Genomic DNA, 11,744 nt, shown 5'->3' on the forward strand with positions numbered 1-11,744 from the left:
TCAGGTTGGGTTAGGATCAGGGTTGGCCACCCCATAAATTAATAGCAGTCTACATGGGTAGAGTCTTCTTTATTGATGATTTATTAGTAAGTCGTAAGAGCAATTCATGAAAGCTGTAGAATACCGCCTGCCTAAGGATTTTGATAAATCTTTCACGGTTTTCCAGGAAACCGGTAAGTCTTTTCCATGTCCATGGCACTACCATCCCGAATATGAATTGGTGTTAATAACCAGGAGTACGGGCCGGCGCATGGTTGGTGATCATATTGGCTATTTTGGCGAAGAGGATCTGGTCTTTATGGGCTCAATGCTACCGCATGTTTGGGTAAACGATTCTTTGTATACCAGTGGGCAGGCGGATCATCTGGCCGACGCCATCGTTATTCATTTTGCCGAAAACTTTCTGGGAGATGGCTTCCTTTCCATTCCGGAAATGCAGGAGTTTCGAAAATTTCTTCAGCTTTCGGAACGGGGTATGGCCATTAAAGGCAAAACCCGTAAAAAAATAAACGTGCTCCTGAAGCAAATGCCTCAGATGAATGGCATACAGCGGCTATCGACCCTTCTTTCCATATTTGACATCATGTCATCTACAACCGAGTATGACTTCCTGGCCAGTCCGAAGTTCGTACAGAATTTTCAATACGACGCATCGGACCGATTCCGAAAGGTAACCGAGTATATCATGAAGAACTTTGACCAGGATATCAGCCTGCCCGAAATTGCCTCTGTCGCCAGCATGGGCGTAACGGCTTTCTGTAGTTTTTTCAAAGAGCAGTACCGGGTTACGTTCGTCGAGTATCTCAATGCCGTCCGTATTGGCCATGCCTGTAAACTGCTTTCGGAGCACGACCGTAATGTAGTAGAAGTAGCCTATGAATGTGGATTTAATAACCTGGCGAACTTCAATCGTCAGTTTAAAAAAGTTAAGAACATGACACCCACCAGCTACCGAAAGACGCTGGTTGTATAGTCATAACCGGCTGGTCTGAACCGCAGCGTCCGACAAGGCAAGAATCTGCCTGAGGAGCGCTTCCCGGATTTTGCGCTCGGCTTCCGCTTCCAGACAACTGATGCGGCAACGCCAGGTTTCGTAGCCTCCCCGGCTTATCTCGTCGGGCGGTGGCACGTAGCCGGCATTGCCATTCGCCAGGCTAATCGTGAAATAATGTTGAACGGGGCTTTGGGCTTTCAGCCACAGGCCCGTTTCGGCAAAAAACTCACCGGGCAGGCCGCCTACTACGCCGTTTCCAATACGCAGGGCCTGAACCGGACAGGCCGCTTCGTCCGGAAATTCATTCAGCAGTATCTGCTCACGGGCGTAAATACTTCGGAGCCCTGCTTCATCGGCAAAGACATTTTCGTAATCGCTCTGTTCAAGAATACCAATGGCCCGTTCCAACTCTGCTGGTCCGGGCTTATTTACAGCAAGCGGCAACTCCTGGTATAAGGCTTCCAGAACCGGTGCGCTATGCCATTCCAGGTTTTCAGTAGCGTTGGCTACTCTGGCCGCAATGTCGCTGCCGATGAGCTTACTCTTTTCAAAATAGCGGTTTGGATACCGGTCTGGCTTCAGAAAGTCCCAGATGTTGACATCACCGCTGGTACCATTGCTCATGATACCGACAAAATCATCACCGGCATCTAGCCGCTGCCGGATCTGCTCAGAAAATACCCCGAAGTAATCTGCCGATATGGTCCCATTTTCCCAGTCACCAACATAGTGTAGCGAGTAGTTGGCAAGAAGACTGATCCAGTTGCCCGCTGTATCCTGAACAGCCAGAAAGCTTACCTCAGGGTCGGTAGGGGCAGCTCTTTGGTCAATCCACGATTCAGCCCCTATAGGGTTAGTCTTGACCGTATCGGTACTATCAGTTACCGGATTGACCGGTTTATAGCCGTCTTTCATTATGTAACGGCGGCATACAACATGCTCAGGTACCGCAACTGAACCAAAGGCGACCTGCGCTGGGCGAACTTTTTCTTTGGCCTTCACCACCGACTCAACCAATAAGCCGGGAAGCTTTTTGCGGTACCCCAGGTCTGCCCCCACCAGATGCACATCGGCGATGGAGCCGGCCGCATGGGTGTGGGTACTGGAGATCAGGATATGCGTATAAGGAATACCGGTACGAGCTGCTATGCCCGCCTTTACTTCATCCAGGAAGTCTTTGGGCATAACGCAGATATCCACTATCACGATGGCGAGGGTAATTTCCTGATTTTGTAGCACCAGGGCCTTGGCATACAGGGGATCGTGAATGTAACGGGCATAGTGCCTCACAAAATCACCGTTGATAATAGTGCCCAGAGGAGGTGTGATGTCTACCCGTGCCGCTCCGGCCAGAAGTGATAAAGAATGCATTGCTGAGTCAATAGAATCAATAGAGTACTTTCGCTTGGTGCTCCATAGCCCCTGGGCGGTCAATTGGACCAGGCCCGGCGAATAAACCTAAGCCAGTTGGCATGAAAGATGTTGTCAATGTCCTCTTCCCGATACCCACGGTTGTGCAGTATGGCTTCGAACTTCTGCAAATCAGCAACCGAGTCGAGATCCCAGGGAGATTGCTCAGTACCGAATATACCATCCAGATCACTACCAATAGCCACATGCAGGCTATTACCCGCCAGTTGACATATATGGTCCCAGTGATCGACCATATTCTCCAGTCGTATGTTGAGCTGCCAGGGGTCCGATACGGTGTCAATAAACCGGATATCCATGGCCCAGCAGTCCAGCATACCGCCAATAACGGCTCCGCGCCCAATAAGGGCTTTAATCTGTTCATCCGTTAACTGCCGCTGGGTGGGTACAATCCGGCGTACATTATGGTGACTGGCCCAGATCGGGCCCTGGTACTTATCCAGTACCATCTGCATACCCTGGTCGGTCAGGTGAGTAACATCCAGAATCAGGTTGAGCTTCTCCATCTCCTTCATCAGTTCCAGCCCCAGTGGCGTAACAGGGCCTTCCCGCTTAGTACCGGGCGCGTACCGGCCCGGACCAAAATGCGACAGCCCCACCGCACGTAATCCATACTCATAGGCGCGGTGCAGGTAGGATACATCCACCAGGGAGTCAGCCCCCTCCAGGCTCAATATATACCCAACTGGTTTTTTGTCATCAGGTGTGCCGCCATCGTTCCATAGCGTCAGATGCGCTTCCAACTGCGCAGCATTGGTAATCTGTACCATTTCACCCGCGATTTCCATTTCCCGGTACCAGACCAGTTGCGCCTGGGTCATAGCCCAGGCCTGCTGGGGCGAATGCCAGCCCGGTAAGGCGCTGCCTGGCGGTGTATATCGAGCCAACTGGGTAGCTACCACCAATCCTACTTTCCCTTTGCGTAGCTCGGGCAGACAGACCGTACCTTTACCCCGGTCAGGTTTGTCTGTCATGTGCATCTCGCGCTGCCGTATTTCCCCCAAAGGCTGTCTGAGATCCCGGTTCCATTCCAGGGCATTCATGGCCAGATCCAGGTGAGCGTCTACGATTAACCGCTTCATGTAAACATTAATGGCTGGAGTTCGCCAGAACTACGGCTTCCTCTTTGTAGTTAAAAGGGTACTTTTCAATGATTTGCTGGATCTGGTAGCTAAACTTCCGGAACGTTTCCGCCCAGACGGCTGCTTCTCCCTCCTCATAGGGATAGAAGCCTGTGTTGTTCTGCATACCCAGCCCTCCATTTTCAATAATCTCGGTAAAGAAGTTCGCAACGGTCTGGTCATTGGCGAGTTCTTTGTTCAGATCCTTCATAACCATCCCGTACGCATAGGTGCCCATCAGATCCATGTATCGGCAGTTTCCGGCAAAGGCAAGGTAGTATCCAGCGTCGTTTCGGCAGGCACGATCGATATCCTCAATGGAAGCATACCCGTTTTCTACGAGATAAAAGGCCTCCCGTATCAGCGCACTCATCATCCGCTGCCGGATACCTGTCCCATGCGTTAGCCAATAGGGGTCTTTCTTCCATCTCTCCCGGGCAAGCCGGTATAGGCTTTCAACAAGGTCTTCGTTGGTAGTTTCATTACTGATCAATTCCAGAAAGCAGGTTGTATGGGCAGGCTCAACCCAGTTGGCCCCAATAATCCGCCGGGGCCAGCATGCGCCTTCCTGCAGGTGAGCGAGGGCGATGCTTTCGGTATTAATGGCAATGATGGCCGTAGTGGGCAGTATACTTTCCAGAAACTGAATCGTATTCTTCTTATCAGCCAGATTTTCGTTAGTTAATACAATGGCCAGTTGCCATGAACAAGCACCGGAAATTTCGTCTACGATCTGGATTCTGGATAGGTCAGGCTCAATGGCCTGCTCCTCTCGAAGATCCCGCAGGTGTGCTGCCAGGAGCTTTTGGGCTTCAGGTTCATGGCCGGTCAGTAAAGTTACCTCATGCCCTGCCTGAAGCAGACAGACAGACACGCTACCGGCTAGTTTGCCGTCACCTGCTACCAGCACAGGGGCTGTTTCGTACGCTCGTTTATTCATAATACCTTTTGCCAGCTATAGATTATTCATGACGAAGCTCCCGTTGGTTACAGACTTTTTAGAACCTCCCGAGCCGTGGCCGCAGCCTGTTCTATATCTTCCTCTGTATGAGCGGCACTGATGTACCACAATCCTCTGCCAATTACACGGATACCTCGATTGTGCATTCCCGCAATAAATCTGCCCAGTTTAGCTTTATCAGCCAGTAGCGTATCCCGGTAATCATGCATTGATTCCAGGTCTGTAAAGGCTGTATTGAACATTGGACCCAATCCTTCTACCGTCATGTTCTGACTGGTTTCCGCTGCAGCTTGTTGCAGGCCTTCCATCAGTTTCCTGCCCAACCGGTACATTCGCTCGTAGGGCTGTTCTTTTTCCAGAACCTCCAGGGTAGCCAGCGCTGCTGCTACGGTTGCGTTGCTGGTATTCATGGTGCCGGCGTGTATAACCTTTGCCTCCTCAATGACATGCATCCACGATCTCCGGCCAACGATGGCACTAATCGGGTAACCACTGGCAAAGGCTTTGGCAAAAATGGACAGGTCAGGCGTAACCCCAAAGTACGTTTGAGCCCCTCCCAGCGACACCCTGAATCCGGTAATGACTTCATCAAAAATGAGCGCTATACCGTACTGATCGCATAAATCCCTCAGCCCCTGCAGGTACCCCTCTGCGGGTAAAATGCAGCCATTATTACACATAATTGGCTCGGTAATGATAGCCGCGAGGTCTTCGTGATGCTTCTCGACGGTTTGCTTTACCAACGCCAGATCATTCCAGGGCAGAATCAGGAACTCATCCCGGGTACGCTCCGGCAACCCCTGGGTCCAGGGGTATACATTGGGCTCTTCGCGACCGCCCAGAGCCTCTGCCGATGGGGTAGATATGCCCCAGCAGACATTGTCGAGCCAGCCGTGGTAATGCCCTTCAAAGCGCAGAAACTTTTTCCGGCCGGTCTTAGCCCGCGCTACCCGCAGGGCAGTTTGAACCGCTTCCGAACCATCCAGACAAAATCGCATGATTTCGGCAGAGGGGATTAGTTCATTCATTTTCTCGGCCAGTTCAATCTCTTTGAGATGCTGTCCGGCAAACAGTTGCCCTTCCCGCGAATAGGCGTCTACCGATTGCAGTACATGCGGATGCGAATGGCCCAGGATCAGCGGCCCCTGACTCAGGGTAAAATCCAGGTACTCGTTACCGTCTACATCATAGAGCCGACTACCCTGCCCATGGGTATAGAATATAGCATGGGGGTGGTTATATTTTCGAAATTCGGACGAAACTCCTCCGGCTAATACCTTTTTTGCCCTTTCGAGCAGGGCGGCTGATTGGGTGTAATTGTACTGGTTCATCCCTGTTTTTTAGATGGCAACTGGTGAGAAGGGTATTGTAACGACAGGTGATAGATCTCCCGATTAAAATGGGCAAAGGCTTCTTCCCACTGCCTGGCCTCCTCGTCGGTATACGCATACAGCCCCCGGGCATTTTGTACCCCCCGGGCGTTGCTATCCACCATCTCCTGCATGACCGCAGGTACCTCGTCGGTAGTACTCAGTTGAGGAAAGGTTGTGCGCAGAATGTCGGCGTAATCCTGGAGACCAAGGTAATCCATGCGCCTGAAAATGCCCATTAGAGTCATCCAGGAGCCGGCATCGTACCGGAAAGCTTTGTCTACATCGTCCAGCGACGCTTTTCCGCTCTCCAGCAGACTAAAAATCTCGCGGTATACGGCGTACATTAACCGATTGGTAATAAATCCCCGGATGTCCTTGCGGAGCAACGTAGGTTCTTTCCCCCAGCCGTGAGCCAGCGACATGACCCACTCGGCCGTAGTGATGTCGGTTTGGCGTCCGCAGGTAATTTCAAGGAAACGTGTCAGGTAGGCCGGCTCGGCCCAGTGTATTCCCAGAAACCGGCCGGGGTCGGGTACGAACTGCTGGAGGGTACTGATCGGTATGGCGGAGGTGTTACTGCCGATGATGGCCGCTGTATCAACATGAGCGCTGATCTGCTTAAAGACGCTTTCTTTTATTGCCAGCTGCTCAATAACGCATTCCAGCACCAGGCTACACGAGGCCAGCATGCCATAATCCCCCGCTATAGTCAGCCGGTCCAGGTAATGGTCGATGGCCCCTTCCAGCAGCCCGGACTGAGCGCATCGTGTCAGATCGTCCTTTACCCTTGCCGGCCCCAGCACCTTATCGTCTGGCAGGGGGGCAATGGCAATGACGTGATGACCTGCCATCAGGAGGGCTACGATGATGCTGCTCCCCATCAGCCCAATGCCCACAACTCCCACCTTTATATTGTGTGGATTTACCTTTTCGTCCATACCCTGATTCCGGTTAGGCATTAAGTTTTACGATGCAGTCAATCTCTACCTTCAACCCCTCCGCCAGTACAGACTGCACCGTAGTGCGGGCGGGTTTAACGCCCGGAAAATAACCGGCATAGACCTGGTTGTACCGGTCAAACTCAGCGATATCGGCCAGGTGAACCGTACATTTTACCACCCGGTCCATAGACGCCCCCGCGGCTTCGACAATGGCTTTGATGTTGTCCAGTGTCCTGGCTGTTTCTTCTTCAATCGTTCCCAGAATGAACTTCGACGTTTTGAAGTCAACCGAGGCCTGTCCGCTTACAAAAAGGAACCCATCTACGATGACTCCGTCTGAATACGCTCCGGTCACGAAATCCGGATTACGTTCCGGGTGATTTACTTTATTCATAGAACTGATGTTAACACGTATGTACCTGACAAAAATATTCGGCAAACAGGAAGGCTTCTGCTACTATTGTTTGCAATTATGATATTATTTTTCCCGGCCACCGGCGGGTAGAGAATGCCTTACCAACTTGTCCAGCCTCCATCTACGTGAATGTTTTGTCCGGTGATATAGGATGCCGCGTCTGAGAGCAGAAATACCACCGAACCAGCTATTTCTCCGGCCCGGCCAATGCGCCCCAGGGGCGTTTTCCGGGCCAGCCGTTCCACAAAATCCGGATGGCTGCTTTGCACTGATGGGTTTGGAAAAGGGCCGGGTGAAATACAGTTGCAGCGCACGTTCTGTTGCCCCCAATGAACGGCCAGATAGCGGGTCATCTGAATGATCCCTGCTTTACCCACCCCATATTCAATAGGGTTCTTATTCATGGGGGCCTCATAAACCGCCGGATCGGGTGACACATTGCCATACATGCTGGAAAACAGCACAATACTGCCCTGGCCCTGCGCAGCCATTTGCTGGCCGACTTCCCGTGCCAGCAAAAAAGTGGCGGTAATGCCGCCGTGATTTACCGCATCAAAATCCTGCTCGGTCAGGTCTTCCAGCTTCTTGGTGGTGGATGCATAGGTCAGGTTAACCAGTCCATAGGGGATTCCCTGGTTGCGTATCTGCCCGGCAACAAACTCTTTAATGGCTCCTCCATCCCGTATGTCCAGCGTAGCCGCAGTAACCTGTGGTGCCAACCCGGATGCATGGACAAAGTCAGCGGCCCGATTATCCAGATCAGCACAAAGCACCCGGGCACCAGCCGCTCTAAGCAGTCTTACGGTGGCCTGCCCTAGGTACCCGGCACCCCCTACTACCCAAACCGATTTATCGTGTAACCCAAACGTATCCCTAAATAAATTATCCATTATCAGGCGTTTAAACCACCATCCATGAGTATATTTTCGCCATTAATGTAAGCCCCGGCATCGGAAGCCAGTAAGACCACTAGGCCCTTTATATCATCCCGATTGGCCATTCGCCTTAGGGGTACTTTTTTGCAATAGTTGTCCAGAAAAGCCTGAGGCTGGTTGTTGAACAGCCCGCCGGGACTGATGCAGTTGAACCGGACGTTTTTGCCACCCAGCATTTGAGCCATGTAGCGCGTCAGGTTAATGAGACCTGCGTTGTGAAAGAAATAATCCGGGGGCAGATCGCCCATGGTGGTCCCTTCATAATTGGTCAGGTCGGGGCCGAACATCCCCATCATAGAACTAATGCTGATGACGCTGCCACCGCCACTCTGCACAATAAGATCGGTCAGTTCACGAAGCAGATCCATCATGCCGGTCGCGTTAACGTTCATCGATTCCTCAAATTGTTCGATGGGCGCGTTATAACCTTTCATGGGCCGGGACACGGCATTATTCACAAAGCCGTCAAGCCGCCCGAACGATTGGGCGACCTGAGCTTTGAGGGCCCGAACAGAAGCCGGGTCGCCCTGGTCTACCTGCATGGCATGAACATCGTAGCCGTTGTTCCTGAAGGCTGCGGCCGTACTTTGGGCAGACTCCAGATTCCGGGAGGTGGTAATAACCGTCGCGTCGGCTTCGGCCAGGCCTTCTACAATACACCGGCCGTAGTTGCCCGAGCCGCCCGTTACCAGAATCACTTTATTTTTTAAGCTCAATAAGTCTTTTACGTTCATAATCGCTGGGATAAGTCAACGGTAATGCCTCCTTTTTCGAGGCTTTCTTTCGCTCCGATGACAGTACGTATAATAGCCGAGGTTTTGGCGAAATCCAGCCGTGAGTTGCCTTCCTCTACGGATCTGATAAATTCGATGATGTTGTCGCGGAACATCGAATAGGAGTTTTTAATCTCCACCAGCCTCCACCCTTCCCGCCCGAACAGCGACAGTTGAAAGGTCGGTGTGACGTCCATAAACAGGTGCAAAACCACCTGCAGTCCCCCCTCAAACTCCAGGTGCACGCTATCTTTACCTGAGGTACCGATATGCTTTACAGATACAGGAGCCGGATCGTCGAGAATGGCGAAAATGGCTTCCAGCAGATGCACCCCATACTTGATCCAATCTTTTTTGCCTACGGCGGTTATCAACTCCAGCTTCCCCAGAGCCTTGAGCTCGGTTTTAGCCGTACGGCACTCATTGGCGTACCGCATCGATGAACAGGACATGATAAACCTACCCTGGCGATGCTGTTCAGCAAAATAAGCCAGGTCCGCAGTAGTGCTAGCCAAAGGCTTATCGACAAACAGCGGAATACCCGCATCCAGAAAAGGCCTGGCCATGGCGACGTGATGGTCAGGATCATCTCTGGCCAGGATCACCGCGTCTACTTCGCCAATCATGTCTTCCAACCGATCCACCACGTAGTCAATTCGGGTTGTACGGGCTATACTCTCGGCAATTTCTTTTTCTTGTGCCCATACATGCGTAACCTGTGATCCGGGTAGCCCCAACGTATCCTGGTTGGCTTCCAGGTAGGTTGCAACGGCGGGGTACCCAATTCTGTTGATCTCTTCGCTATCGAAGTGCCCGTTGATGATGGCCGACCAGGAATACGGGTGCGCATTGCCGGGACTCATGCCGAGGATGCCTATCTTGATCATATTATCTTGCTACGTTGTCGGGTGGTAACATGCGTTTATCGTAACCACCCCATTCGGTCCCAGTGAGGTAAATTCAGAAACTCAGGTTCTGGAAAGGCTTGTTGCTTTACCTTTTTTAACTGCGTATCAGAAAGGTATCGGCCATCGGCTGTGGCGAGGGCCTGGTGTAAGTATTCCATCCGGTCTATCCCTACGAGCACCGAAGTGACCTCTTTATGGGACAGCGCAAATTTAGTGGCCAGCGCGGGCAGGGTTGGGTATTCCTCCGTCAGATAGTCCTGATAGCCTTGAATATGTGTCTCGACTGCACGCAAGGCTGGATGCAGGTTTTTACCCCGGTCGCTCAGAAGGCCTTTCAAAAGTACCGAACGGATGACCAGCCCAATACCTTTGGTGTAGGCCTTATCAAATAGACTCCCCTGCCGCTGATCCAGAAGGTTGAAGGGGAGTTGTATAACATCCCAGGTCTGCCCTTCAATAGCCTTCTGAGTTTCTTCCGGTGTATAAACAGATACCCCTGTAGCCCGAATAACGCCCCGTTCTTTCAGATCCAGCATAGAAGAGGCTATGGCTGTATTTTCCAGGATCTCCAGGTCGGCTTGGTGCAGCATATAAACATCTATATAACTGGTTTGCAGCGCAGCCAGACTTTCCTGTACGGAGGCCTCAATAAAACCTTTTATCTCATCGTGAGCGGGTAAGGCACCTGTGGCATCCCGAAAATGCCGGCACTTGGTACAAAGTACAACTTCGTCCCGGCGGTCACGGAAAGCCTTACCCATGATACGTTCGCTCGAACCGTACATACGGGCGGTGTCAAAGAAGCTGATCCCGGCATCAAGGGCTGCGCGCAGGAGTTCAATAGCCTCCTCTTCGTTTAGCATATCGGCGGCAGTGTGGATACCAAGGCCATAGGGCATACCAATCTCTACCCCGCCAAAGGCCACCTCCGATACCTCAATGCCTGTATTGCCTAATTTCCTTCTTCTCATAAGCTATCCAGGTCAGCTTTCCAGGTAGGAGGTTTTTTGGGTGTTCTCCGCCGATTTGGTGAAGGCTCGTACCAGATCCTGACAATAGTTTTTGATACCTACTACATCGGCTCCCATGCTGATAAATCGGTACCCCATCGCTATCAATTCATCGGCATTACCCGGACCTCCTACCGTACCGGCATATTTTCCGTGCCGGATAGCTGCCTCCGCTACCCGTTTGCGTGTCTCCGTGATTTTTGGGTGAGTCCATCGCCCGGGAGCCCCGATGCTCTGGCTGAAATCGCCCGGCCCGAAAAACAGCATATCGTATCCTTCCAGGGCGGCAATTGCCTCCAGTTCGTCGAGAGGCTCGGTATCTTCAATCTGAAGGACCACAAATCGCTGCTCATTGGCTTGCTGCAGGTAGTCATTGAAATCGATGGTGGTATAGCCTCCATCGGCATTGCCGCCATCGATAGGCCGGCGGCCTATCGGGTGGAAGCGGGTCGTTTTGACAACCTTCCGGGCATCTTCCAGGCTCATCAGATGGGGTACAAGGATACCCGTAGCGTCCAGCTCGAGGGGCTTAATGTAATCACTATATCCACCTCTTGGAACCCGTACCAGGATATCGGTATCGTGCGCTTTGGTAGCCCACACATTGGCGGCTACGACCGACCAGTCCTGCCCGATATGCTCCTGATCAATCCAGACGCAGTCGAATCCGGAAATAGCAGCCAGTTCGGCCACCCGGGCATCGGCCAGATTTATTTTGAAGCAACTGACGGTTTCGCCCGCTCTTAGCTTTTTTAAAACCCGGCTCTCTCGCATTCTCATACGTGTCTTGTTAAGATGGTAGCACATCTGCAAATCATAAAATGGCTATGCCGTCAAAAGTACCGCCCCCTGTCAATCGCTTCCTACCTTATTATTCTCTTT

At 51.9% G+C, this 11,744-nt stretch carries 12 protein-coding genes; 1 reads left to right on the forward strand and 11 read right to left on the reverse strand.

The window, feature by feature from the left end; translation table 11 throughout:
• The first annotated feature begins 106 nt into the window (after positions 1–106).
• The gene (locus ABD949_RS22045; protein ID WP_345247103.1) at positions 107–973 is read left to right on the forward strand and encodes an AraC family transcriptional regulator; all 867 of its coding nucleotides are present in this window, start codon (positions 107–109) and stop codon (positions 971–973) included.
• Here the strand turns inward: ABD949_RS22045 and ABD949_RS22050 are convergent, their stop codons facing one another.
• From ABD949_RS22050 to ABD949_RS22100, 11 genes are all read right to left on the reverse strand, one after another.
• A complete protein-coding gene (locus ABD949_RS22050; protein ID WP_345247105.1) occupies positions 974–2,365 on the reverse strand; it encodes a neutral/alkaline non-lysosomal ceramidase N-terminal domain-containing protein in 1,392 nt (463 codons plus the stop codon).
• 59 nt (positions 2,366–2,424) lie between these two features.
• A complete protein-coding gene (locus ABD949_RS22055; protein ID WP_345247107.1) occupies positions 2,425–3,507 on the reverse strand; it encodes a dipeptidase in 1,083 nt (360 codons plus the stop codon).
• Between the two features lie 7 nt (positions 3,508–3,514).
• Complete coding sequence (locus ABD949_RS22060) at positions 3,515–4,486, reverse strand: 3-hydroxyacyl-CoA dehydrogenase NAD-binding domain-containing protein (protein ID WP_345247109.1); 972 nt, start codon at positions 4,484–4,486, stop codon at positions 3,515–3,517.
• 47 nt (positions 4,487–4,533) lie between these two features.
• Positions 4,534–5,838, reverse strand: coding sequence for an aspartate aminotransferase family protein (locus tag ABD949_RS22065; RefSeq protein ID WP_345247111.1), 1,305 nt, complete (start codon positions 5,836–5,838; stop codon positions 4,534–4,536).
• On the reverse strand, positions 5,835–6,839 hold the full coding sequence (locus tag ABD949_RS22070) for a 3-hydroxyacyl-CoA dehydrogenase family protein (protein WP_345247113.1): 1,005 nt from the start codon (positions 6,837–6,839) through the stop codon (positions 5,835–5,837). The genes ABD949_RS22065 and ABD949_RS22070 overlap by 4 nt, the downstream gene beginning before the upstream one ends.
• On the reverse strand, positions 6,832–7,215 hold the full coding sequence (locus tag ABD949_RS22075; protein WP_345247115.1) for a RidA family protein: 384 nt from the start codon (positions 7,213–7,215) through the stop codon (positions 6,832–6,834). The genes ABD949_RS22070 and ABD949_RS22075 overlap by 8 nt, the downstream gene beginning before the upstream one ends.
• 119 nt (positions 7,216–7,334) lie before the next feature.
• Positions 7,335–8,126, reverse strand: a complete 792-nt coding sequence (locus tag ABD949_RS22080) for an SDR family oxidoreductase (RefSeq protein WP_345247117.1) — start codon at positions 8,124–8,126, stop codon at positions 7,335–7,337.
• Positions 8,127–8,128: 2 nt separating this feature from the next.
• Positions 8,129–8,905: an SDR family oxidoreductase gene (locus ABD949_RS22085; protein WP_345247119.1), complete on the reverse strand. Its 777-nt coding sequence runs from the start codon at positions 8,903–8,905 to the stop codon at positions 8,129–8,131.
• Entirely contained in the window at positions 8,902–9,831 is a 930-nt protein-coding gene (locus ABD949_RS22090; protein ID WP_345247121.1) for a Gfo/Idh/MocA family protein, read from the reverse strand. Before ABD949_RS22090 ends, ABD949_RS22085 begins: the two co-directional genes overlap by 4 nt.
• A 35-nt stretch (positions 9,832–9,866) precedes the next feature.
• Positions 9,867–10,823, reverse strand: a complete 957-nt coding sequence (locus tag ABD949_RS22095) for an aldo/keto reductase (RefSeq protein ID WP_345247123.1) — start codon at positions 10,821–10,823, stop codon at positions 9,867–9,869.
• A gap of 12 nt (positions 10,824–10,835) precedes the next feature.
• On the reverse strand, positions 10,836–11,642 hold the full coding sequence (locus tag ABD949_RS22100; protein WP_345247125.1) for an HpcH/HpaI aldolase family protein: 807 nt from the start codon (positions 11,640–11,642) through the stop codon (positions 10,836–10,838).
• Positions 11,643–11,744 lie beyond the last annotated feature (102 nt).

Source organism: Nibrella saemangeumensis, from assembly GCF_039541915.1.
GTDB classification, from domain to species: domain Bacteria; phylum Bacteroidota; class Bacteroidia; order Cytophagales; family Spirosomataceae; genus Nibrella; species Nibrella saemangeumensis.

What these genes read in the sequence shown, in the direction of transcription:
- ABD949_RS22045 (WP_345247103.1), top strand. Translation starts at nt 107, where the DNA reads ATGAAAGCTGTAGAATACCGCCTGCCTAAGGATTTTGATAAATCTTTC.
- ABD949_RS22050 (WP_345247105.1), bottom strand. Translation starts at nt 2,365, where the DNA reads ATGCATTCTTTATCACTTCTGGCCGGAGCGGCACGGGTAGACATCACA.
- ABD949_RS22055 (WP_345247107.1), bottom strand. Translation starts at nt 3,507, where the DNA reads ATGAAGCGGTTAATCGTAGACGCTCACCTGGATCTGGCCATGAATGCC.
- ABD949_RS22060 (WP_345247109.1), bottom strand. Translation starts at nt 4,486, where the DNA reads ATGAATAAACGAGCGTACGAAACAGCCCCTGTGCTGGTAGCAGGTGAC.
- ABD949_RS22065 (WP_345247111.1), bottom strand. Translation starts at nt 5,838, where the DNA reads ATGAACCAGTACAATTACACCCAATCAGCCGCCCTGCTCGAAAGGGCA.
- ABD949_RS22070 (WP_345247113.1), bottom strand. Translation starts at nt 6,839, where the DNA reads ATGCCTAACCGGAATCAGGGTATGGACGAAAAGGTAAATCCACACAAT.
- ABD949_RS22075 (WP_345247115.1), bottom strand. Translation starts at nt 7,215, where the DNA reads ATGAATAAAGTAAATCACCCGGAACGTAATCCGGATTTCGTGACCGGA.
- ABD949_RS22080 (WP_345247117.1), bottom strand. Translation starts at nt 8,126, where the DNA reads ATGGATAATTTATTTAGGGATACGTTTGGGTTACACGATAAATCGGTT.
- ABD949_RS22085 (WP_345247119.1), bottom strand. Translation starts at nt 8,905, where the DNA reads ATGAACGTAAAAGACTTATTGAGCTTAAAAAATAAAGTGATTCTGGTA.
- ABD949_RS22090 (WP_345247121.1), bottom strand. Translation starts at nt 9,831, where the DNA reads ATGATCAAGATAGGCATCCTCGGCATGAGTCCCGGCAATGCGCACCCG.
- ABD949_RS22095 (WP_345247123.1), bottom strand. Translation starts at nt 10,823, where the DNA reads ATGAGAAGAAGGAAATTAGGCAATACAGGCATTGAGGTATCGGAGGTG.
- ABD949_RS22100 (WP_345247125.1), bottom strand. Translation starts at nt 11,642, where the DNA reads ATGAGAATGCGAGAGAGCCGGGTTTTAAAAAAGCTAAGAGCGGGCGAA.